Raw genomic sequence first — 21,919 nt, 5'->3', positions numbered from 1 at the left:
TCCAGTTGTTTAAGATTTTCCACCTGTTTTTTTAGGTGTGGTAGTTTTTCTTTTTCTTTATTTATATGCTGAATTTTTTCTTCAAGGGATTTCAGGTTTTTGTGGCTAATATTTATTACTTCCTGTAGTTTTTCTATGTGGGCTTTTGTTTTGATTAGTTTTTCTTTTTCTGATTGGAGGAGGTCTATCTGCTTTTGGAGTTTTGTCTGTTCTTCGTTTAACTGCTTTAGTTCTTTTTGCTTTTCTTCCTGCTGAGTTTTTAAGCTTTCAAGCTGTTCTTGTAGTTTTTCTGTCTGTGTTTCCAGTTCTTTTAGCTGCTCGGTTTCCTTTTCAAGCCATTTAACTTGTTCTTGAAGAACTTTTCTTTTTGTTGCTATATTTTCGGCTATAAGCTGGTAAAGGGACATATCCAGAAGGTCTTCAAATATTTTTGCCCTGTCTTTTGGGGAGAGTTCTATCAAACCTTCTATATCCCCCTGTTTTACCAGAACTGAGGATAAGAATGTTTTGTAGCTTATGCCTGTTATTTTGGGGATTTCTCTTGATATATGTTTTTGATAGTAGGGTCTGTATTTTCCTTTTTCTTTTTTATAAATAACACCTGTTGAACTTCCTTTGTTACCACGAATTGTTATTGTCCTTTCTACTTTGTATTCTGAGTTTCCTTTCTGGAATTCAACCTCTACGGTAGCTTCTCTTTTTCCCCATTTAACAAGGTCTTCTAATTTTCCCCTGTCTGTTTTTCCAAATATCCCGTAAACTATTCCTTCTATTATTGAGCTTTTTCCAGCTCCGTTTTCTCCAATAAATACTGTTATCCCTGAAGGAGAAAATTCTATCTCTGTATCATCATGTGCAAGGAAATTTCTTAGCCGAACTCTTTTTAAAATCATTTGCTAACCTGCTTTCCTAATTTCTTTTCTACTGATTGAATTTTCTGGATAAGTCTGTTTGATTTACCTTTTCTGATATCAAACTTAACAACAGAATAGACCCTGTTGCAGTCTTTTTCCAGCTGTTTATATGCTTTGTTTATTATATCAAGGGCTTCTTCCATTGTTTCTGTTTCAAAGACTGTTCCCATAGGTGTGAGTTTGTAAGGAACCCCTGACTCATCTATCATTTTTATAATACGGGATACGTATCCGCTAACACTTTCGCCTTTATCTGTTGGGAACATAGAAAACTCTACTAACACAGACATGATATATCTCCTATTTTTTATAAACATTTTATCCGATTTTAATTTGAAGTCTATAGGAAAAAGGTTTAATTTATTGTTTTCACAGATTTTTCATATATGAGGAATAAGATTTGGCTTTATACGGAAGGAGGTAGCAATCAGTGAGTATTATAAAAAAGGTCTGGAATGGCCTTATTTCTATAGAATTTATGATTTTTCTTGTTTTAATCTTTGCTATATCTATTGGGTTTGCAACTTTTATAGAAAATGATTTTGGCAGTGAGACGGCATGGGCACTGGTTTATGGTGCCAGATGGTTTGAAATCCTGTGGATACTGCTGGCTATTAATCTAATCGGAAATATTTTCAAATACCGTATGTGGCGACTTAAGAAACTGCCTGCCCTTATATTTCACCTTTCCTTTCTAATGATATTTCTTGGTGCTGCTCTAACCAGATACTTTGGATATGAAGGATTAATGCATATCAGAGAAGGTCATCAGAGTAATGAGATTTTATCTTCAGATGCATTTCTAAGCATAACAGCCCAGAAGGGAGACAAAACAGTAAAAAAAGAAAAGAAGGTTCTTTTCTCTGCAATCACCGATTGGACTAATAGATTTACAGAAAAACTAAATATTGACGGTAAAGACCTTGTTGTCAGATATGTAGCTTATTATCCCCATGCTGAGAAAAAAATTGTTCCTGCTAAAAATGGTATTCCTATGATGCGTGTTGTTTTTATGCTTGATGGACAGCCTACGCAAAAAATTCTTAAGTATGGGGATTACTATGACCTTGGGGATTTTATTCTTTCTTTTGGTAAAGAAATTCCTGCAAACACTAAAAAATCTTATCTGTATATATATGTTAAGGATGGCAAGTTCTATATAAAATCAAACGAGAAAATAAAATTTTTTGAGATGGCAACTCAAAAATCAGGGGAGATAGATAAGGAAGGAGAACTCATTCCTAAGCGTATGTATATTGTTCACGGTATTCAATTTGTTGTCCGTCAAGCTTTACCTTCTGCAAAAGTTGATGTTGTTCCTAAAACAAATTCTTCTCTAAAAGTTGGTCAGGGGGAAGCAGGACTTGTTGTTGAGGTTGATTATGATGGTCAGAAAAAAATAGTAAAGCTACTGGGTGGTGGAATGAGGTCAAATATTGTTGGAGAACCTGAAACAATCAAAATAGGTGATATTAAAGTTACTTTACAATGGGGTTCTAAAGATATTCATTTGCCATTCTATATCTATCTGAAGGACTTTATCTTAAAAAGATATCCCGGTTCCATGAGACCTTCTTCTTATGAAAGTCTTGTTGTTGTAAAAGACCCACAACATAATAAAGAGTTTGAATACAAAATATATATGAACCATACCCTTGAGTATGGTGGATATAAATTTTTCCAATCTTCATATGACCCTGATGAAAAAGGAACAGTTTTATCTGTTAACCACGATCCAGGAAAAATACCTACTTATATAGGGTATATCATGCTGGCACTGGGACTATTTTTAAACCTCCTTAATCCATATTCCAGATTTGGAAGGCTTGCAAGATTAAAGGTTGAAAATCTGTTAAAAGTTGCTCTTGTTTTTGCCTTTTTAGGTTTTTGGGGAAATTCAATTGCTGCTGAAAATCCACATAAGATAGATATTAAAGAAGCCATACAACAGGTCAAAAAAATAAACAAAGAACATGCAGATAATTTCGGAACATTGCTTACCCAGTCTTCAGATGGAAGATTAGAACCTATAGACACTCTGGCTATTGATGTTCTTAATAAAGTTTCAAAAAGAAGGTCATTTTTCGGTCTTGACCATAATCAGATAATACTTGGGATGCTTGTAATGCCATCTTACTGGCAGCAAATTCCGATAATCAAGGTTTTCCACCCTGCCATTAAGAAAATGCTGGGTATTCCGCAGGACGCAAAATATTTTGCATTTATAGATGCCTTTGATAGAAATGGTAATTATAAGCTGGCAGATGCTGTTGATTATGCAAGGAGAAAAAGACCAGCCCGTAGAAATCAATTTGACAAAGAACTGCTAAAAATAGATGAGAGATTGAATATTTTGTATATGGTCTTTACAGGGGAGTTATTCAGGATATTCCCTAAAAAAGATGATCCTAACCACACATGGTATAGTCCAAAAGCTGCTATTGAACATTTTCCTAAAGATGAAGCTGAAAAAGTAAGAATGCTTCTTGTTGCTTATTTTGCAGCGCTTGATAAAGGAATAAAAGAAAACAAATGGGATTTGGCAGATAAAGTTCTTGCAGAGATTAAAGAATACCAAAAAGTAAATGGTAAAGATATTTATCCGTCAGAAACTAAAATCAAAGCCGAGATACTATATAACAGGCTCAATATCTTTGAAAGACTAATATTTGTATATTTATTCTCCGGACTTGCTTTATTACTTCTCATATTTGCAAAGCTTATAAAACCTTCTTTGAGATTGGAACTACCGACTAAGGTTGTTCTTGGGATTATGATTCTTGGATTTATAGCCCATACTTTCAATCTTGGACTTAGATGGTATATTTCAGGACATGCTCCATGGAGTAATGGGTATGAATCCCTTATTTATATAGCATGGACTATAGCACTGGCAGGAATTGTTTTTGCAAGACAGTCACCCTTTGCTGTTGCTTCAACAGGAATTCTGGCTGGATTAACATTATTTGTTGCACACCTTAGCTGGATGGATCCTCAAATAACTAATATTGTGCCTGTTCTTAAATCATACTGGCTTACAATACACGTTTCTGTAATAACAGCCAGTTATGGATTTTTAGGCTTATCGGCTTTACTTGGATTTATAACACTAATTTTATTTATTATCAGAAATCCAAAAGTTCAGGATGAAAAGCAAAGGCAGATTGAATTATCCATTTTGGAGGCTACGAGAATTAATGAGATGTCTATGATAATAGGTCTGTCTCTTATTACTGTAGGAAACTTCCTTGGTGGTGTATGGGCAAATGAAAGCTGGGGAAGATACTGGGGATGGGATCCTAAGGAAACATGGGCATTGGTTACTATACTGGTTTATACTGCTGTTTTACATACAAAGCTTGTTCCCTGGATGCGCTCAACTTACGCTTTTGCTGTGATGTCTGTTCTGGCATTTTCTTCAGTTCTGATGACATATTTTGGGGTTAATTTCTATTTGTCAGGGTTACACTCCTATGCAGCAGGAGACCCAGTCCCAATTCCAACATGGGTTTACTGGGCAATTGCAATCGTTGGCATAGTTATAGTTCTTGCATTTAGAAACAGAAAAATAAGAAGCTTTTAAATATAGTTCTTGAGCTTGTCTTTATGAATGACAAGCTCTTTTCCATTTTTTTCTATAATTTCCTGTTGTTTGAATTTTTTCAAAATTCTGGAAAATGTTTCAGGGGTGATGTTAAGCAGGGAAGCTATTTTATTATGTTTAAGTTGATGAAATAAATCCTCGTGTTCATATAGAAATTTTGCAACCCTTGTAACAGCGTCCATCATCATATTTTGCACTATGAAGTCATTGAGAATTCTTATCTTGTCTGATAAAGACTTTATTATGTTAAATGATATTTCTGGGTCGCTTAACAGTTCTCTTTTGAATTTATCATAATCTATTGCCAGGACAATGCTATCTGTTTCTGCTTCTGCTGAAGCTGGATAAGGGATATTTTCAAAGTTAGCCACTTCTGCAATCATATTTATAGGGTAAAAATAGTGTAAGGTAATTTCATTACCCTTGTTATCTGTTTTAAAAACCCTTATTGTTCCATCCAGCAAAATATAAAGATAATCAGGTCTTTCTCCTTCCCAAAAAAGAATTTCTCCCCTTTTAAGTTCCTTTATAAATGAAATCTGTTGAATTTTTTCAAGTTGCTGGTCGCTTAGATGTTTGAAAAGAAATATATCCCGAGCCCTATACATCGCATCCCCTCTCAATGTATTAAAGGACATTATAACATAATATACAAAAATATAAATTATTAAATAAGTATTAATATTATTGGTTTTTGTAAAAGTTAGTAAAGGCTAACCTTTTTGATTTTGATCAATGCTTTTTGATTTTAAAGATATAACAATTAAGACCAAAAGAATTTTTGGAGGGAAAAATGGCAGAGAAAAAGGAAATTCAGGTGGAAGGTGCAACTGTTCCTGTTTATCAATATGAAGAAGATGGAATTATTTATTATGAGTTTGATACTTCAAAACTGGGTCCTCCAGAACCTATGGTAAATGCACTTGCAGTATTATCTCTAATAGATAGTCCTAATAAAAGAGCTGTAATGATTAATCATAAAAAGCCTATGGGATTATTTGAAAAAATTGAAGACAAATTTGACTATCAGGTTGAAGAATTGGAAGATGGCCGATACAAAATAATTTTTAAACTAAAAGAATAATGAGAATAGTAGGAAGTCTGGCTACAAAGTTTGCCCCTCCGTTTTCTCTGGTCCTTCATTATTTTATAGGAGGGGTCGCTTTAAATCTGATTGCTCTTATAGTTTTACTGTCTTTTGGTTCACAGTTTGCTCAACCTTTTTACAATCTTCAAAATGCAGCTATTGTTCATATTCAACTTCTTGGTTTTGTGATGATGATTATTTTTGGGGCTTTATATCAGCTCATTCCTGTTGCACTGGAAGTTCCTGTTTTCTCATTTAGACTGGGATATTTACAGTTTTATATTTATTTGGCAGGAATACTATTATTTGTGTTTTCTCTAATTAATGGAAACCTATTCTTTTTATTGCCTGTTGGTGCAATATTCCTTTATATTTCCATGCTAATTTTTATTTTCAACTTTATTATGAGCTTAAAACATCTGGAAAAATTTGATATTACATCAAAATTTTTGATAGCAGCAAATATCTCTTTATTTATAGGAATTTCTTTAGGTATTTTCCTTTCTTTGAATTTTTTCGCAGGTTGGATATCTGATATTTTCAAGCTGGTTGTAGCACATATTATTTTTACGTTGCTTGGATTTATCCCAATGGTTGTTATGGGTGTTTCTATGGTTCTTCTTCCTATGTTTAGTCTTGCCCATAAATTTAATGATAGATATGTAAACATTGCATTTTATCTGATGATTATTGCTGTTTTTATTGGCGGGGTAGTTTTTCTTTGGACAGGTAATCGTTATTTTTTAACCGCAACTATTTATCTTATTTTAGCCGGTATGATTTTTTATCTTCTTCAAGTTTATGAGATTTACTCTAAAAGACCCCGCCGAACCAAAGATATTGGTATGGATACAATGTTTTACAGCCATTTTGTATTGATACTGACTGTTATTACTGGGGCTTTAATTCCATTTTGGGAAAAAGCTGTATATTCATCTGGTATCTCCCTTATCTTTGGATTTTTCCCTGTTTTGATATACGGTAGTATGTTCAAAATTGTTCCTTTCCTGACCTGGTTTCACCGTTTTTCCAATCTTGTTGGAAAGAAAAAAGTTCCAATGCTGGCAGATATGCTACCTAAGAAAATACCTGATATACAGATAACTATTTACTCGCTCGGATTTGCTGTTTTATTTATAGGAACACTTCTAAATATACCTATTATCTCTATTCTGGGAACTGTATTGATGCTTATTGCCGTTCTAATTTTTATCTATCTGATTTACTACATCTTAAATTTCAAAGTGGAGGACTAAAATGGCTGTTACAAAAGAAGATGTTTATAAAGCACTAAAAAATGTTATAGACCCGGAAATTGGATTTAATATCGTAGATTTGGGACTTGTTTATGATGTTGATGTTCAAGATGGAAATGTAAAAATCAAAATGACCTTATCATCTCCTTCATGTCCTTTATCTGGAACAATTCTCAGTTGGGTAGAAAGTGCTGTTAGAAATCTTGAAGGTGTGGAAAACGTAGATATTGAGCTTGTATGGGAACCCCAATGGACAATTGAAATGGCAAATGACGAAGTAAAAAAAGCCTTGGGAATGGGTTAATTATTGAAAAATTAAATAGGCCTATTGAATTGATCTATGTCAATGCTTTACCTTAATCAAGTTTTTAATTTAAAGGTTACAAAGTATAAATAATGGATTTAAGATGAAAACTATAACACAAACAAAGGCACCAGACAGACTGGTTCTCCAAGTTATCAATAGAAACCAATCTCTCTTTTTATTTCACAGGATAGACAAAATTACCGCCTGCTGGGTTGGTCTATCCTGTTTAAATGGCGGAATAGAAATAGCCCAGCCCTGTAAGGTTCTGAAAAAATAGAACCTTACAGGAGAGGAGTAGAAGATGGAGGTCAAGGAAGAGAAAAAGCAGCAAACCTCGGGATTTGAAATGTCCCGTAGGGACTTCCTGAAAACCACTGCTGCTGTAGCCGCTGCAGCTGCAGTAGGTGTGGAAGTTCCAGAAGATGCTCTGGCTGCGGCTTCACAGGCTGAAGCAGGTTGGAGATGGGATAAGGCGGTATGCCGTTTTTGCGGAACCGGTTGTGGAATTATGATTGCGGTTAAAGATGACCGTATTGTTGCGGTAAAAGGTGACCCAAAAGCTCCGGTTAACAAAGGTCTTAACTGTATCAAAGGATACTTTACCGCCAAAATTATGTATGGTGCTGACCGTTTAACAAAACCACTTCTCAGAATGAATGATAAAGGCGAATTTGACAAGAAAGGTAAATTCAGACCTGTAAGCTGGAAAAAAGCTTACGAAGTAATGGTTCAGCAGTTCAAAAAAGCTTATAACGAATTAGGGCCTGAAGGAGTTGCAATTTTCGGTTCAGGACAATACACAATTATGGAAGGTTATGCTGCAGCAAAACTTATGAAAGCTGGCTTCCGTTCCAATAACATAGACCCTAACGCAAGACACTGTATGGCATCTGCTGTTGTTGGATTTATCCAGACTTACGGAATTGACGAACCACCAGGATGTTATGACGACATTGAGCTCACAGATACATTCTTTGTTTGGGGCTCAAATATGGCTGAAATGCACCCAATCCTGTGGGCAAGGGTTACAGACAGAAAATTATCGGACCCTGATAATGTCAAAGTTGTAGTTCTTTCAACATTCAGACACAGAACAATGGATTTGGCGGATATTGATATTGTTTTCAGACCTCAAACTGACCTTGCAATAATGAACTACATTGCAAGAGAAATTGTTTATAACCATCCAGAAGCTATAGACTGGGACTTTGTAAACAAATACTGTGTGTTCACAACAGGTTATATCGATACCGGATATGGAATGAGAAATCCAAAACATGCAAGAGAACTTGGATACAGTGACAAAGAAATGCAAACGATTATGAAACAAGCCGTTAAAAAAGTATCCGCTCTTGAAGCACCGGCTCTTAGCATTTATGGATATAAAGAAGGCGATACAATCAAAATGAAACACGTCAAACAGGCCGGTAAACACTGGATTATTTCATTTGAAGATTTCAAAAAAGCTCTTGCACCATATACACTTGACTATGTAGCGAGAATTGCAAAAGGTGACCCAGATGAGCCATTAGAACAGTTCAAAGAAAAACTGAAAAAAATGGCAGAACTTTATATAGATAAAAACAGAAAAGCTGTTACATTCTGGACAATGGGATTCAACCAGCACACAAGAGGTTCATGGGTAAACGAACAGGCTTACATGATTCACCACTTACTTGGAAAACAGGCTCAACCTGGTAATGGTGCATTTTCAATCACAGGACAGCCTTCTGCTTGTGGAACAGCAAGAGAAGTTGGAACATTCGCACACAGACTACCTGCTGATATGGTTGTATTCAATCCAAAACACAGAAAAGCAGCTGAAAAAATATGGCATATTCCACACGGAACAATAAATCCAAAAGTAGGTTCTCATATCGTTAAAATTATGAGAGACCTTGAAGATGGAAAAATTAAATTTGCTTGGGTTCAAGTATGTAACCCATGGCAAGATACAGCTAACGCTAACCACTGGATTAAAGCAGCCAGAAATATGGATAACTTTATAGTTGTTTCTGACTCTTATCCAGGTATATCTGCGAAAGTTGCAGACCTTATTCTTCCGGCAGCTATGATTTATGAGAAATGGGGAGCTTACGGAAACGCAGAAAGAAGGTCACAACACTGGAGACAACAGGTTACACCTCCAGGGGAAGCTATGCCAGACACATGGCATATCGTTGAATTCTCTAAATTCTTTAAACTAAAAGAAGTATGGAAAGAATGGAAACTTTCAGATGGAACAGTCCTTCCAAACGTATTAGACAAAGCGAGAGAAATGGGTTATGACCCAGAAAATGACACACTTTATGATGTCCTCTTCTCAGAAAAAGCATTCAAAAGAACAATTCCTGATGTTGACTTGAGATATCCACAACCTGTTGCTAAAAACCCTAATACAGGAGAAATCCATCCAAACACTTGTGCAGTTGGAGATAAAAGAAATGTTATCGGTGTAGACGGTAAACCATGGAAAGGATATGGATTCTTCATAGATAAAGCTCTCTGGGAAGAATACAGACTCTTTGGACTCGGTAGAGGTCATGACCTTGCACCATTTGATGTTTACCATAAAGTAAGAGGTCTTAGATGGCCTGTAGTTGATGGAAAAGAAACACCTTGGAGATTCAATGCAGACTATGACCCATATGCAAGAAGAGAAATTGAAGCAGGAAGAGCTCCAAAAGATGGTAAGTTTGCATTCTATGGCCACGCACTCAAAAAATTACCAAAAGGAAATCTCTTTGATGTAACAGATCCTAAAAAAGTAGACCTTACAAACAAAACCAAAATCTTCTTCAGACCATATATGGATCCACCAGAACCACCAGACAATGAATATCCATTCTGGCTGGCAACAGGTAGGGTTCTTGAACACTGGCACTCTGGAACAATGACAATGAGAGTTCCAGAACTATACAGAGCTATGCCTGAAGCATACTGTTATATGAACCCTAAAGATGCAGAAAAACTTGGTGTTAAAGATAATGATCTTGTGTGGGTAGAATCCAGACGTGGAAAAGTTAAAGCAAGAGTAAGAACAAGAGGAAGAAACAGACCTCCAAGAGGACTTGTATTTATCCCATGGTTTGATGAAAGGGTTTATATCAACAAAGTTACACTTGATGCTACAGATCCAATTTCCAAACAAACAGACTACAAAAAATGTGCAGTCAAAATTTACAAAGCGTAAAGGTGGGTTAAATTGGCTGAAGGAAAAAAGGTGGACAAAGGAAGACGTAAATTCTTTATCCAGATGCTCCAGGGGCTGGGACTTGCAGCCCTTGGAGGTTCTATCTGGGGTGGATATGTTGCAGAAGCAAAATATGATGAATTAGTCCTAAGACCTCCTGGTGCACTTCCTGAAGAAGAATTTATGAAAAAATGTATTAGATGCGGTTTATGTGTAGAAGCCTGTAAGAACAGAGAAAACAATCCAGACACTACTAAACAAACTTCTACTCTCAGACTTGCGGCACCAGGAGATCATAAACCAAAGGAAGAAAATAAATATAACTATCCAAAGGAAGTTCCACTGGGAACTCCTTATTTTGTTCCAAGGGAAATTCCTTGTTATATGTGTGAGGATATTCCTTGCGTTCCACCTTGTCCAACAGGTGCATTAGACCCTGACCGTGTTTCTTCAGTCAAAAATGGAAAGAAAGTTCTTGATATTAATAAAGCCCGTATGGGTGTTGCCGTGGTTGATGAGGAAAACTGTATAGCTTACTGGGGACTCCAATGTGATGCTTGCTATAGAGCATGTCCTTTACTGGATGAGGCTATAAAGCTTGAGCTTAGAAGAAATCCCAGAACAGGAAGACATGCTTTTCTTTTGCCGGTTGTTTATCCAGATGCCTGCACAGGATGTGGAATGTGTGAGCATGCCTGTGTAACTGAGAAACCTGCAATTTATGTTTTACCAAGGGACATAGCCTTAGGTAGAGTAGGTAAACATTACGTAAAAGGATGGGAGAAAAAAGATGAACTTAGGCTCAAAGGCTCCAAGGGTATCCAGAAAACAATAACTCCACGTAGCAAGAAAAAACCTGAAGAATACCTGAACTCAGGAGATTTGTTCAATGAATAGTTTATACAAATACAGATTCTTAATAGCCAGGAGAATAGTGCAAATATCAATATTACTACTGTATATTGCTGGTAATGTTTATGGCTGGAAAATACTGCAAGGAAATTTAAGTGCCTCTAAACTATTTGATGTTATACCACTTGCTGATCCTTATGCAGTCCTTCAGCTATTTGCAAGTGGAGCTTTACTGGCAACAGATGTAATTATTGGAGCCTTGTTAATCTTATTCTTTTATATGTTTATTGGAGGTAGAGCTTTCTGTAGTTGGGTTTGTCCCATCAATATGATTACAGACCTTGCAAATTGGATACGGGTCAAAACAGGAATTCATAGGGAAGAATGGCAGCTGAGATTGTCAAGGAAAGTGAGATACTGGGTGCTTGGTTTAAGTTTGATAGTTTCCTTTATTGTTGGAGCACCTGCATTTGAACTTATAAGCCCTATATCTATGCTACATAGAGGACTGATTTTTGGAATGGGATTTGGATGGGTTGCTGTCTTAGGGGTATTCCTGTTTGACTTATTCGCTACCAAAAATGGTTGGTGTGGCCATGTATGTCCATTAGGTGGCTTTTTCTCACTGGTAACTAAACCTTCCGCTATTAGAGTTAAACATGATGCAGACAAATGCACACTTTGTATGAATTGTAAAAATATATGTCCAGAAAAACAGGTTCTCTGGATGATAGGAAAGGAAAGTGTGTTTGTTTCATCAGGAGAATGTATCAACTGCGGAAGATGTATAGAAGTATGTAATGATGATGCACTTAACTTTGGTTTTAGATACAAACCAAATAAGGAGGAGAAGAACAATGCTTAAGAAAAAATTAGTAAAGCTGATGGCTATCCCAGCAATGGGAATATCTATAGCATTAATTGGCTGTCAAGCAAAAGGAACAGCTTCAGCACCAAAGGGAAAAGCAATATCTTCAGAAGAGTTGTCATATAGGCATTTACCTCTTAATGTAAACGCAGCTCCACCGCCTGTTGAGTTTCCAAAAGCACCTCCGGGACAGGCGAAAAGATTTCAAAGGGCATATGAAAACGCTCCTCCAATGATCCCACACAGCGTAGAAGGATTACTCCCAATTACAAAAGACCATAATGCATGTCTTGGATGTCATAACCCAAAAGTTGCAAAAAGCATAGGAGCTACACCTGTTTCTCCAACACACTTTATAGATTTCTTCCAGCTTATAAAAGGAAAAGTAGTAAAACTAAACAAACTTGATCCTGCAAGATGGAACTGTGTCCAGTGTCACGCACCACAGGCAAATGCAAAACCACTTGTTAAAAACACATTTAGACCTGATTACAGAAATCCAGAAACCAAAAAGAAAACAATACTATACAAAAACGTATTCGAGGGAGTTTATTAATGTCCAGGAATATGGACAGGAGGGGCTTTTTAAAAGCCCTTCCTTTTATTCCTAGAGCAACTGTAGAAGAAATAAAAAATCCATCTACAGAAGAAGAAAAAAATATTATAAGACCTCCTTATACTTTACCTGATACAGATTTTTCAGTATGTTCCCAGTGTGACGGAAAATGTATTCTGGCCTGTGAAGAAAAAATTCTATACAGATTGCAGGATGGTTCTCCTCATATAGTTTTCTCAACCAAAGGTTGCACATTTTGTAAAAAGTGTGCAGAAAACTGCGAATATGATGTTTTATCTTTAGAAAACCCTGAAAAAATCCATGCATTTTTTACTATAGAAAAAAATTCTTGCCTTGCATGGCATGGAACAATGTGTTTTTCCTGTAAAGAACCCTGCCTTGATAATGCAATTATATTCCATGGATTATTTAACCCAGAAATTAACTTAAATCAATGCTCAGGATGTGGATTTTGCTTAAATTCATGTCCAGTAGGAGCAATAAAAGTTTATCCATTAAAAATAGAAAATGATGAAGAAGATATTTCTTAGTTTTATCTTGTTTATAAGCTGTGCTTTTGCTATTACTCCGGAATTACAGGATGTTATTCAATTAGATGGTGCTATCAGTGATATCTCTGTTTCCGGTGAAAAGGCCTATGTAGCTACTGAAAGGGGTAAAGTTCAGATAATAGACCTAAAAACCCATAAAGTTGTGGATGAAATCTCCTATCCAAAATTTGAAGATTTTATGGGTGAACTACAACTTCCTAAAATATTTTCTGTGGATGTATCACCGGACCAAAAGCTTATAGCTGCAGCAGTTCAGGCTACAAGAGGAGGTAGGGAAGTATATATCTATCAAAATAAAAAGCTTATAAAAATAGTTAATAGGAAAATGCACCTTCCTATAGCAAAACTAAGATTTGTTGATAACAATCATCTTATTTTCGGTCTTACCAGTGATGAAGTGGTTCTTTTTGATATAACAGCAAAGAAAGTAATTTACAGAAAGTCTGTCGGTATGTCCTTTTTCTCTGATATGGAAATCAATGAAAATAAAACCAAACTTGCTTTAACAGATGAGAGTGGAGATACCCGGATTATAGATATTAAATCAGGTAAAGTTATCAAAGTAATTGAAGAACTTAACAAAGATAAGGCCTTTGATGTTGATTTTAAAAACAACAGGACTTTCACCGGAGGCAGAGATAAAAAAGCTGTCTATTACAATCTAAATACTGACCAATATCAAATATTTGATGCTGACGATTTTATGGTGTTTTCTGTTGGCCTAAGTCCATCAGGCAAGATAGGAGCTTATGTTTACAATGACAAATTCAATGTAAAAGTGGTTAATACAGAAGAGGGAACAACAATTACCTATTTGAAAGGCCACAAATCAACACCAAGTAATATCAGATTTTTATCTGAGAACGAAATTATCATCGGATGTGATGATGGAAAAATATTTTTTTGGAGGTTGAAACCATGAATATCTCAAGTGCAGTAGTAGTTACCGAACCGGAACATGTAGAGGAAGTTATTAAAGAATTAGAAGAAAGTGGGCTTTGTGAAGTCTATTTTCATGATAAAGAAAAAGGGAAAATCATTATCATCATAGAAGGAGAGGATGTTAATGAAGAAACATTTAAACTAAGACAAATTCAATTAATTCCTAATGTTCTTGCAGCCAATATGGTTTATTCATATTCTGAGGAAGAATGGGAAAGTGCTGCAGAGTATCTGCAAAAGCTAAGCAATGATGTTCCTGAAATTCTCAATGATGAAAATGTAAGAGCAGAAGATATTGTTTATAAAGGTCATATTAAGGGATATATCAGTTAGTAAATATTGACTTAGGACAATGAAAAAGTAAAAGAATAATTCTAACTATTAATTAAAAAGGCTTTGAGAGGAAATAATGGATAAGACTTTTGATATGTTCTGGGAAACGGAGGTTCCTGAGAACCAGCTGATAATTTCCAGAACAGACCTGAGGGGAGTTATTACCTATGTTAATGAAACATTTGCTGAAATTTCCGGATATAAACCTGAGGAACTTATAGGAAAACCTCATAACATAATAAGACATCCTGATATGCCTAAGTCTGTTTTTAAGGAGTTGTGGGATACTATCAAACAGGGAAAAACATGGCAGGGCTATGTAAAAAATCTCCGTAAAGATAAAGGATACTACTGGGTTCATGCCACAATATCTGGAGTTTACAAGGATGGCGAACTTGTTGAATTCAAATCTATGAGAGCACCAGTTCCAAGAGAGAAGAAAAAAGAAATGCAAAACTTATACGACAAGATGAGGGAAGAAGAAGGAGGGCCAGTCAGAGTGGTTATGTATTTGCCTAAAAAAGTTTACGACCGTCTTGAAGAATTATCTAAAGAATTAGGCATATCAGGTGAAGAAGTAATAGAAAAACTCTTAGAAAACTGGCAAACATAAAAGGAGGTTTGGTTATGAAGGGAAAAGTGCTAAGTTTAGGAGCAGCAGCCCTGTTAGCAGGTGGAGCATTCCTGCTTTCAGGTCAAACAAATTCAGCAAATGCTCAGGATTTACTTGGGGTTTCATTTATTGAAAATGTTAAGCCTTATCTTGAGTTTAGACCAAGGTATGAGTATGTAGATGTTGACAAATCAGGAAAGAAGGAAGCTAATGCTCTGACTATTAGAACCAAAGTCGGTGTAAAAATTGGAACAGTTCTTGGAGTTCAAGGATTATCAGCAGTTTTAGAAGCTATCGATGTTTCTGCACTTGTTGATGATTATGCACCACAAAAAAGTAAGTATGAAACAGTTGCTGATCCTCATAATGATCGTCTTACACAAGCTTATATTGCTTATTCCCTTGGAAACTATGCGTTTATAGCAGGTAGAAAATATGTTGCTATTGACGACCACAGATTTATAGGAACTGTTGGTTGGAGACAAATGCCTCAAACTTTTGGAGTATTAGCTATTGCAGGTAAACCTATACAGGGACTTGATTTCTTACTGGCAGGAATTTATGAAAGAAAAGGGATTGTAGATGGTTTAAATGCAGACTGGCAGCTTGATAAAATGCCAATCATTTTAGATGTAAACTACAAAGTTATTCCGCAATTAAGAATAAAAGGTTTCGCATATCTTATAACAGATATTCACAACACCTATGGAGTTAAAGCATCAGGTAAAGTTGATTTAGGTGGTGTTAAAGTATCATACCTTGGAGAATATGCTATCCAAAAAGACCCTTATGAAAATGATAACACTCCTAAAAAAGCTGATATAGACACAAGCTACTACAGGCTTAAAATTGGCGCAGGAGCAATGGGATTCTTTGGTAACGTGATGTATACACACTTTGGAGACAAAAATGGACATCAAAAAGGCTTTTCAACTCCACTTGCTACACTCCACAAATTTGACGGTTGGGCAGATGTGTTACTTGCTGGTGCTGCAGGTGGATTTGACTATGGTATGAATGAATGGTGTGTATCTGCAGGATACAAAAGCCCAACAATCGGAAAACTTATGGTTGCATATCTTAAATTTGAGTCTGATAAAGACCCTGCAGGTAGCGTTGGCGATAACATAGGTTCTGAAATAGATGCACTCTATGCTAAAAAACTTACAAAAAGACTGTCATTCCTTGCTAAAGCAGCATGGTATAACGCAGATGATGGATATTACACAGGAGGAAGCTTAAAAGGAACTCAAGATACAACAAAATACTGGTTACAACTTGACTATAAATATTAATCTTTAATCAAATCCTGAAAGGAGGGATACTATGAGGGCAAAAAAACTTGCAGGCGGGCTTATAAGTGCTGCTCTCCTTACCGGAACAGTAGCACTAACCGTTAATACCGCCTCAGCAGATGAAGGAGTCCCAAAACTTACACCTGAAGAAATGAAAAAGGCATCCCAGATTTACTTTGACAGATGTGCTGGATGTCACGGAATGCTTAGAAAAGGAGCTACTGGACCTGCTTTGACCCCGGAAAATTTGAAAAAACAAGGTTTAAACATTGAAGCAATTAAAAACTTCATCTATTACGGAACACCTGGTGGAATGCCAGATTGGGGTAAACAAGGGGTTCTTACAAAAGATGAAATTGACCTGATGGCAAGATTTCTACTTAATCCACCACCAAATCCACCATTACTTTCATGGAAAAAGATTAATGATTCCTGGAAAGTATATGTTCCAGTAAATAAAAGACCTAAAAAACCAGCTAATCCTAACTGGAAAAACTTCTTTGGTGTGATTCTCAGGGATGTAGGTAAAGTAGCTATCATAGATGGAACAACTAAAAAACTATTAAACATTGTTGACACAGGATTTGCTGTTCATATTCTCAGAACATCTGCTTCTGGAAGATATATGTATTCAATAGGTAGAGATGGTAAGGCTACAGTTATTGATATGTGGATGAAAAAACCTGACAAGGTTGCAGAAGTTAAAGTGTGTTATGATGCACGTTCAATAGATACAAGTAAATATCACGGATACGAAGACAAATATGCTGTCGTTGGTTGTTACTGGCCACCATCATTTGTAATACTTGATGGAAAAACATTAAAACCAATCACAAGGCATGCAACAAGTGATTACTACTACGATACAAAAGACTTTGTTAGAGAAGCACGTGTTGCTTCAATTGTTGCATCTCACTATGACCCATTATGGATACTTAACATCAAAGAGGCTGGACAGGTATGGCTTGTTGATTACTCCAAAGTTGATAAAGGAACTGTAAGTATTGATATGATTGATGCAGAAAGATACCTCCACGATGGTGGTTGGGACTTGTCCAAGAGATACTTCCTTGTTGCTGCTAACATGAGAAACAAAATAGTAGTTGTTGATACAAAAGAGAAAAAATTAGCAGCAATTGTTAAAGTCGGAACAAAACCTCACCCAGGAAGAGGAGCAAACATAAACCATCCTAAATATGGACCAATCTGGTGCACAGGTCATATCGGGGAAAACAGAATCGCATGTATTGGAACAGACCCACAAAAACATCCCCAGTATGCATGGAAAGTTGTCCAGTGGATTAAAATGCCTGGAGAAGGTGGAGGTAATCTCTTTATCAAAACACATCCAAAAGCTAAATGGTTATTGGCTGATAGACCACTTAACCCAGACAAAAATCTCCAAAGAAGCATATTCGTATATGACAAATACTCCTTCAAACTGGTTAAAACTCTGAAAGTGCCTGATGGTATCCCAGGAAGAGCTGTTCATGAAGAGTTCAACAAAGACGGTTCAGAGTTCTGGATTTCTGTATGGGGTAGAAAAGACCAACCTACAGCGATACTGGTTTATGATGCTAAAACACTCAAACTGAAAAAAGTTATTAAAGGCGATTGGGTAAGAACACCAACAGGTAAATTTAACGTATACAACACAATGAATGATATCTATTAATAGAAGGATGCTAAATGATGAAAAAAATAATCCTGCTGCCGCTAACCCTCCTGATAGTGTTTGGTGCCTTTGCAGGGGAGTTGGCAAAAGGGAGCCAGCTGTACCAGAAATATTGTGCCTCTTGTCATGGGGTGGACAGGGCTGGGACAGTGGCTCCCCCTCTTTTACCTTTATTTTTAAAAAAAATTCCTGAAAAAAAACTGATTAAAATCATCAAAAATGGTCTTCCTGCAACACAAATGCCCGCTTTTCCACAACTATCAGACCAGCAAATTAAAGAAATAATATCATATATAAAATCACCGGCAAAGATTAACTGGTCAAAAGATAAAATTATAAAGACTATCCAGCTTAATAAAGACCAAAAAACAAAAAAACTACCGGTAAAAAATATAAAAAACATAGTAGCTGTTGTAGAAAGAGGGCATCAAAAAGTATGGATAATGGAAGGATTGAATATTTTGGACAAATTTGATTTCAAAAATGTCCATGGAGGCTTAAAGTTTTCCCCATCAGGATGGAAAATTTACGTCCCAGCCAGAGATGGATGGATAGGTAGATATGATATAGATAAAGGTAGATTTTACGGTAAAGTTAGAGCCTGCGTGTATTTAAGAAATATATCTTTAGATAGAACAGGAAAATATATACTTGTTTCCTGCTGGTTGCCAAAATCTATAGTTATTCTTGATGCGGAAAGCTTTAAGCCTGTGAAATACATAAAACAAGATGGCTTAATTTCTGCTATTTATGGACTTTATTCAAAAGACCAGGCTATTTTTACTTACAGGGATAAAGCAAAAATTGGATTTTTAGATACCAAAACTTTCAAAATAACCTACAAGAACATCTCTGAACCTTATGAGGACTTTTTTATAGACCCATTTGAAGAGTATATAATCGGTAGTTCAAGAAAAGGAACGAGATTATCTGTTTACAGCATTGCAGAAAATAAGGAAGTCTTTTCTTCAAAAATGGAGGGAATGCCCCATTTAGCCTCAGCGTCAATATGGTATAAAAAAGGTAAATTCTATTTTGCTACACCCCATATCACAAAACCTTTTGTTACAATCTGGAACCTTTATAACTGGAAATTTGTTAAAAAGGTAGATATAGATGGAAATGGATTTTTTGTCAGAACCCATCCAACAACTCCTTATTTATGGACGGATAACGGAAAAGACAAAATAGTTCTTATAAACAGAGATGATTTTTCAGTTAAAACAATAGAAACTAAAAAAGGCAAAAGAGTTATTCATACTGAATTCAACGGCGATGGAAATCTGGCTTATGTTAGCCTTTACAACAAAGATGGAGACCTTCTTATATACGACAGCATAACCCTTAAACTTTTAAAAGATATACCTGCAAGTATCCCTATTGGAAAATACAATATCATAAATAAATCCAGAAAATATCAACCTGTATTACTTGGTAAACAGGTATTTATGGAAAAATGTTGGGGCTGTCATCACCAAACCCAAGAAGCATTTGCCCCATCTTTCAGATGGATAGTAAATCACAGAAAACCGGAAGAAATAGCAGCCCAAATAGCAAATCCTGAAGTTATGTATAAAAAACTTGGTTATAAAAGAAATGCAATGCCTAAGTTAAATCTTTCATCTTACGAATTAAGGGCTATTATATCTTATATGATGCAATTTAAGGACAAAAAAGATGCTAAGAATAACTGAGTATATTAAAAAAACTTTAGATGGAAAGGAAATTAAACCCTTCAATGGAAAAATCCTAATCTGGAATCTCACAAATGCCTGTAATCTTTTCTGTCAGCATTGTTACTCTGCAGCAAACACCTCAAGAAATGGCGAAATCTCTATTAATGAGATAAGAAAGCAAATTCCATATCTTAAAAAAGCCGGTGTAAAGGTTCTTATACTTTCAGGAGGAGAACCACTTATCAGAGAGGATATATTTGATATTGCCCAGCTTTTTAATGAAAATGGTTTTGTAACAACCCTTTCAACAAACGGTCTTTTAATAAATGAAAAAAACATAGACCAGATAAAAAAGCAGTTTTCCTATGTGGGAATTAGCATAGATGGGGACGAAAAAACCCATGACAGATTTAGAGGAATGAAAGGTGCCTTCAAACGTTCAATGGAATCTGTCCGGCTAGTAAGGGACAGTGGTATAAAGGTAGGTATTAGATTTACCTTATCCTCAATGACAGAAAAAGCCCTGCCGTTTATTTTCTCACTGGTAGAAAAAGAAAATATCCCAAAAGTCTATATATCCCATCTTGTTTATTCAGGTAGAGGAAAACATCTTTCACAGACAGAAAAAGAAAGATATAGAAAACATGTTGATTTCATAATAGATAAATCCTTTGAGTATGTGGAAAAAGGTATTCCTATAGATGTTGTAACAGGAAACAACGAAGCAGACGCAGTTGTTTTATACTATAAATTCAAAGAAAAATATCCGGAAAAAGCAAAGCTTTTATATGAAAACCTCAAAAGATGGGGTGGAAATCAAGCTGGAGTCAGAATTTTTGATATAGATTACAGAGGTTATATAAAACCTGATACATATTTTCCATACAAGATTGGAAATATCTATGAAAAAAACTTTTATGATATAGTGAATTCAAACGGACTATTAACAAAACTCCGTCAGCATCCACGCCCGGTTAAAGGAAGATGTGCAAATTGCAGATATCTTGAAATATGCAATGGTAATTCCCGTTCAAGAGCTTACGCAGTCTATGGCGATATATTTGCAGAAGATCCAGACTGTTATATATCTGAAGAAGGAGAGGGTAATGAGAAAAACACTGCTGCTTCTGCTTATACTGGTTAATATTTCTCTTGCTGAAAAACTTTATGTTGTGGAAAGGGAAAGGGGTTCCCTTGCTGTTATTGAAAATGACAGGCTTATTGGAGAAATCCATGATCTTGGGAATTTAAATCATGCTGTTGTTAAAACAGATGGAGACTATAGCTATTGCATAGCTAGAAATGGATACTTTTCAAAAATAGATAATATCCATGATAAATTGCTCAAAAAAATAAAACCAGGAAACAGCGGGATAGGATTTACATTTATTGATAAATACATAGCCATTGCCCATTATGACCCAAAGAAAGTAACAATCCTAACAAAAGACCTTGATATCTATAAAGAAATAAAAACAGGTTCAAGAAATGTAGGCATAAAACCATATAAAAATCTTCTTGCATTTGCCCTCATGGATAAAGATGAGATATGGGTTCTTGATGCAAAAAAAGATTTTCAAAGGGTTTACAGGGTGGAAAATGCCGGCAAAATGCCCTTTGATGCTCTTATTGATAAGAACAGATACATAGTGGGATTTTTCAAAGAAAGAGGTGTTGGAATTCTTGATTTAGATAAATTTATATACAAAAAGGCAAAATTCCTCTCAAAAAACAAACAGGAAATAGTTTTCAAAATTCCACACTTTGGAATGTGGGGTGTCGTCGGAAATATAGCACTGATCCCGGCAGTTGGAGAGAAAAGGGCTTATGTTGTTGATATAAACAAAATGGCTGTTATTGACCATATAGATCTTGCAGGTTTACCAGTTTTTATATCAGTATCCCCTGATAAAAAAATAGCAGTAGTTAATTACAGCGGCGATAAAGATGAACTTTTATCTGTTATAGACCTGAAAAAACTAAAGGTAATCAAAACCTTCCCTGCAGGAAAAAGAGTAATGCACATAAGATTTTCCAAAGACGGTAAAAAGCTGTATGTATCCTCATACTTTGATAATTCTGTGAAAATCTTTGATACAAAAAGCTGGAAAAAGCTAAAGGAAATTACTGTTCCAAATCCATCAGGTATTTTTATCGTTAGATAAAGGGGGATACT

21 protein-coding genes are annotated in these 21,919 nt (G+C 35.7%); 18 read left to right on the top strand and 3 right to left on the bottom strand.

Annotated features, from left to right (window positions below; translation table 11 throughout):
- Together MVE07_RS07155 and MVE07_RS07150 are read right to left on the bottom strand one after the other, a co-directional pair.
- Positions 1–893 (bottom strand): AAA family ATPase (locus MVE07_RS07155; protein ID WP_297455787.1); only part of this gene is annotated, 893 nt, incomplete at its 3' end.
- Positions 890–1,204 carry an MTH1187 family thiamine-binding protein gene (locus MVE07_RS07150; protein WP_297455785.1) on the bottom strand — a complete coding sequence of 105 codons (315 nt, stop codon included), beginning with the start codon at positions 1,202–1,204 and terminating at the stop codon, positions 890–892. The genes MVE07_RS07155 and MVE07_RS07150, both read right to left, overlap by 4 nt.
- A 140-nt stretch (positions 1,205–1,344) precedes the next feature.
- Between MVE07_RS07150 and ccsA the strand changes: the two genes are divergently transcribed.
- A complete protein-coding gene (gene ccsA / locus MVE07_RS07145; protein ID WP_297455783.1) occupies positions 1,345–4,497 on the top strand; it encodes a cytochrome c biogenesis protein CcsA in 3,153 nt (1,050 codons plus the stop codon).
- Here ccsA and MVE07_RS07140 read toward each other — a convergent pair.
- Positions 4,494–5,126 carry a Crp/Fnr family transcriptional regulator gene (locus MVE07_RS07140; protein WP_297455781.1) on the bottom strand — a complete coding sequence of 211 codons (633 nt, stop codon included), beginning with the start codon at positions 5,124–5,126 and terminating at the stop codon, positions 4,494–4,496. The genes ccsA and MVE07_RS07140 overlap by 4 nt on opposite strands.
- Positions 5,127–5,311: 185 nt before the next feature.
- On the opposite strand from MVE07_RS07140, the gene MVE07_RS07135 reads away from it, so the two are divergent.
- The 17 genes from MVE07_RS07135 (at position 5,312) to MVE07_RS07055 (ending at position 21,908) form a co-directional block, all read left to right on the top strand.
- A complete protein-coding gene (locus tag MVE07_RS07135) occupies positions 5,312–5,602 on the top strand; it encodes a hypothetical protein (protein WP_297455778.1) in 291 nt (96 codons plus the stop codon).
- Positions 5,602–6,861: a hypothetical protein gene (locus MVE07_RS07130; protein ID WP_297455776.1), complete on the top strand. Its 1,260-nt coding sequence runs from the start codon at positions 5,602–5,604 to the stop codon at positions 6,859–6,861. Before MVE07_RS07135 ends, MVE07_RS07130 begins: the two co-directional genes overlap by 1 nt.
- Before the next feature lies 1 nt (position 6,862).
- Positions 6,863–7,165 carry a metal-sulfur cluster assembly factor gene (locus MVE07_RS07125; protein WP_297455774.1) on the top strand — a complete coding sequence of 101 codons (303 nt, stop codon included), beginning with the start codon at positions 6,863–6,865 and terminating at the stop codon, positions 7,163–7,165.
- 103 nt (positions 7,166–7,268) lie between these two features.
- Entirely contained in the window at positions 7,269–7,445 is a 177-nt protein-coding gene (locus MVE07_RS07120; protein WP_297455772.1) for a hypothetical protein, read from the top strand.
- A gap of 24 nt (positions 7,446–7,469) precedes the next feature.
- On the top strand, positions 7,470–10,361 hold the full coding sequence (napA, locus tag MVE07_RS07115; RefSeq protein WP_297455770.1) for a nitrate reductase catalytic subunit NapA: 2,892 nt from the start codon (positions 7,470–7,472) through the stop codon (positions 10,359–10,361).
- Between the two features lie 12 nt (positions 10,362–10,373).
- Entirely contained in the window at positions 10,374–11,258 is an 885-nt protein-coding gene (gene napG / locus MVE07_RS07110) for a ferredoxin-type protein NapG (protein ID WP_297455769.1), read from the top strand.
- Positions 11,251–12,078, top strand: coding sequence for a quinol dehydrogenase ferredoxin subunit NapH (gene napH, locus MVE07_RS07105; RefSeq protein ID WP_297455766.1), 828 nt, complete (start codon positions 11,251–11,253; stop codon positions 12,076–12,078). The genes napG and napH overlap by 8 nt, the downstream gene beginning before the upstream one ends.
- Complete coding sequence (locus tag MVE07_RS07100) at positions 12,071–12,637, top strand: nitrate reductase cytochrome c-type subunit (RefSeq protein WP_297455764.1); 567 nt, start codon at positions 12,071–12,073, stop codon at positions 12,635–12,637. The genes napH and MVE07_RS07100 overlap by 8 nt, the downstream gene beginning before the upstream one ends.
- Complete coding sequence (locus MVE07_RS07095; RefSeq protein ID WP_297455762.1) at positions 12,637–13,188, top strand: ferredoxin-type protein NapF; 552 nt, start codon at positions 12,637–12,639, stop codon at positions 13,186–13,188. The genes MVE07_RS07100 and MVE07_RS07095 overlap by 1 nt, the downstream gene beginning before the upstream one ends.
- Entirely contained in the window at positions 13,169–14,131 is a 963-nt protein-coding gene (locus tag MVE07_RS07090; RefSeq protein ID WP_297455760.1) for a hypothetical protein, read from the top strand. The genes MVE07_RS07095 and MVE07_RS07090 overlap by 20 nt, the downstream gene beginning before the upstream one ends.
- Entirely contained in the window at positions 14,128–14,484 is a 357-nt protein-coding gene (locus tag MVE07_RS07085) for a chaperone NapD (RefSeq protein ID WP_297455758.1), read from the top strand. The genes MVE07_RS07090 and MVE07_RS07085 overlap by 4 nt, the downstream gene beginning before the upstream one ends.
- A gap of 76 nt (positions 14,485–14,560) precedes the next feature.
- Complete coding sequence (locus MVE07_RS07080) at positions 14,561–15,097, top strand: PAS domain-containing protein (RefSeq protein WP_297455756.1); 537 nt, start codon at positions 14,561–14,563, stop codon at positions 15,095–15,097.
- 14 nt (positions 15,098–15,111) lie between these two features.
- Positions 15,112–16,392, top strand: a complete 1,281-nt coding sequence (locus MVE07_RS07075) for a hypothetical protein (protein WP_297455754.1) — start codon at positions 15,112–15,114, stop codon at positions 16,390–16,392.
- A 31-nt stretch (positions 16,393–16,423) separates the two neighbouring features.
- Positions 16,424–18,067, top strand: coding sequence for a nitrite reductase (locus MVE07_RS07070; protein WP_297455752.1), 1,644 nt, complete (start codon positions 16,424–16,426; stop codon positions 18,065–18,067).
- A gap of 14 nt (positions 18,068–18,081) precedes the next feature.
- Positions 18,082–19,761, top strand: coding sequence for a cytochrome D1 domain-containing protein (locus MVE07_RS07065; protein WP_297455750.1), 1,680 nt, complete (start codon positions 18,082–18,084; stop codon positions 19,759–19,761).
- Complete coding sequence (locus MVE07_RS07060) at positions 19,745–20,887, top strand: radical SAM protein (protein WP_297455749.1); 1,143 nt, start codon at positions 19,745–19,747, stop codon at positions 20,885–20,887. The genes MVE07_RS07065 and MVE07_RS07060 overlap by 17 nt, the downstream gene beginning before the upstream one ends.
- Positions 20,850–21,908 (top strand): cytochrome D1 domain-containing protein, encoded by a 1,059-nt coding sequence (locus MVE07_RS07055; protein WP_297455747.1) that lies wholly within the window; start codon positions 20,850–20,852, stop codon positions 21,906–21,908. Before MVE07_RS07060 ends, MVE07_RS07055 begins: the two co-directional genes overlap by 38 nt.
- Positions 21,909–21,919 lie beyond the last annotated feature (11 nt).

The sequence above is a fragment of the Persephonella sp. genome (assembly GCF_027023985.1).
Classification (GTDB): Bacteria; Aquificota; Aquificia; order Aquificales; family Hydrogenothermaceae; genus Persephonella_A.
This window is presented reverse-complemented; position numbering and strand designations above follow the sequence as displayed.

Bases quoted from the DNA above. Each gene is read 5' to 3' on its own strand.
- MVE07_RS07150 (WP_297455785.1), bottom strand. From the start codon at position 1,204: ATGTCTGTGTTAGTAGAGTTTTCTATGTTCCCAACAGATAAAGGCGAA.
- MVE07_RS07140 (WP_297455781.1), bottom strand. From the start codon at position 5,126: ATGTATAGGGCTCGGGATATATTTCTTTTCAAACATCTAAGCGACCAG.
- MVE07_RS07135 (WP_297455778.1), top strand. From the start codon at position 5,312: ATGGCAGAGAAAAAGGAAATTCAGGTGGAAGGTGCAACTGTTCCTGTT.
- MVE07_RS07130 (WP_297455776.1), top strand. From the start codon at position 5,602: ATGAGAATAGTAGGAAGTCTGGCTACAAAGTTTGCCCCTCCGTTTTCT.
- MVE07_RS07125 (WP_297455774.1), top strand. From the start codon at position 6,863: ATGGCTGTTACAAAAGAAGATGTTTATAAAGCACTAAAAAATGTTATA.
- MVE07_RS07120 (WP_297455772.1), top strand. From the start codon at position 7,269: ATGAAAACTATAACACAAACAAAGGCACCAGACAGACTGGTTCTCCAA.
- napA (WP_297455770.1), top strand. From the start codon at position 7,470: ATGGAGGTCAAGGAAGAGAAAAAGCAGCAAACCTCGGGATTTGAAATG.
- napH (WP_297455766.1), top strand. From the start codon at position 11,251: ATGAATAGTTTATACAAATACAGATTCTTAATAGCCAGGAGAATAGTG.
- MVE07_RS07100 (WP_297455764.1), top strand. From the start codon at position 12,071: ATGCTTAAGAAAAAATTAGTAAAGCTGATGGCTATCCCAGCAATGGGA.
- MVE07_RS07095 (WP_297455762.1), top strand. From the start codon at position 12,637: ATGTCCAGGAATATGGACAGGAGGGGCTTTTTAAAAGCCCTTCCTTTT.
- MVE07_RS07090 (WP_297455760.1), top strand. From the start codon at position 13,169: ATGAAGAAGATATTTCTTAGTTTTATCTTGTTTATAAGCTGTGCTTTT.
- MVE07_RS07085 (WP_297455758.1), top strand. From the start codon at position 14,128: ATGAATATCTCAAGTGCAGTAGTAGTTACCGAACCGGAACATGTAGAG.
- MVE07_RS07080 (WP_297455756.1), top strand. From the start codon at position 14,561: ATGGATAAGACTTTTGATATGTTCTGGGAAACGGAGGTTCCTGAGAAC.
- MVE07_RS07075 (WP_297455754.1), top strand. From the start codon at position 15,112: ATGAAGGGAAAAGTGCTAAGTTTAGGAGCAGCAGCCCTGTTAGCAGGT.
- MVE07_RS07070 (WP_297455752.1), top strand. From the start codon at position 16,424: ATGAGGGCAAAAAAACTTGCAGGCGGGCTTATAAGTGCTGCTCTCCTT.
- MVE07_RS07065 (WP_297455750.1), top strand. From the start codon at position 18,082: ATGATGAAAAAAATAATCCTGCTGCCGCTAACCCTCCTGATAGTGTTT.
- MVE07_RS07060 (WP_297455749.1), top strand. From the start codon at position 19,745: ATGCTAAGAATAACTGAGTATATTAAAAAAACTTTAGATGGAAAGGAA.
- MVE07_RS07055 (WP_297455747.1), top strand. From the start codon at position 20,850: ATGAGAAAAACACTGCTGCTTCTGCTTATACTGGTTAATATTTCTCTT.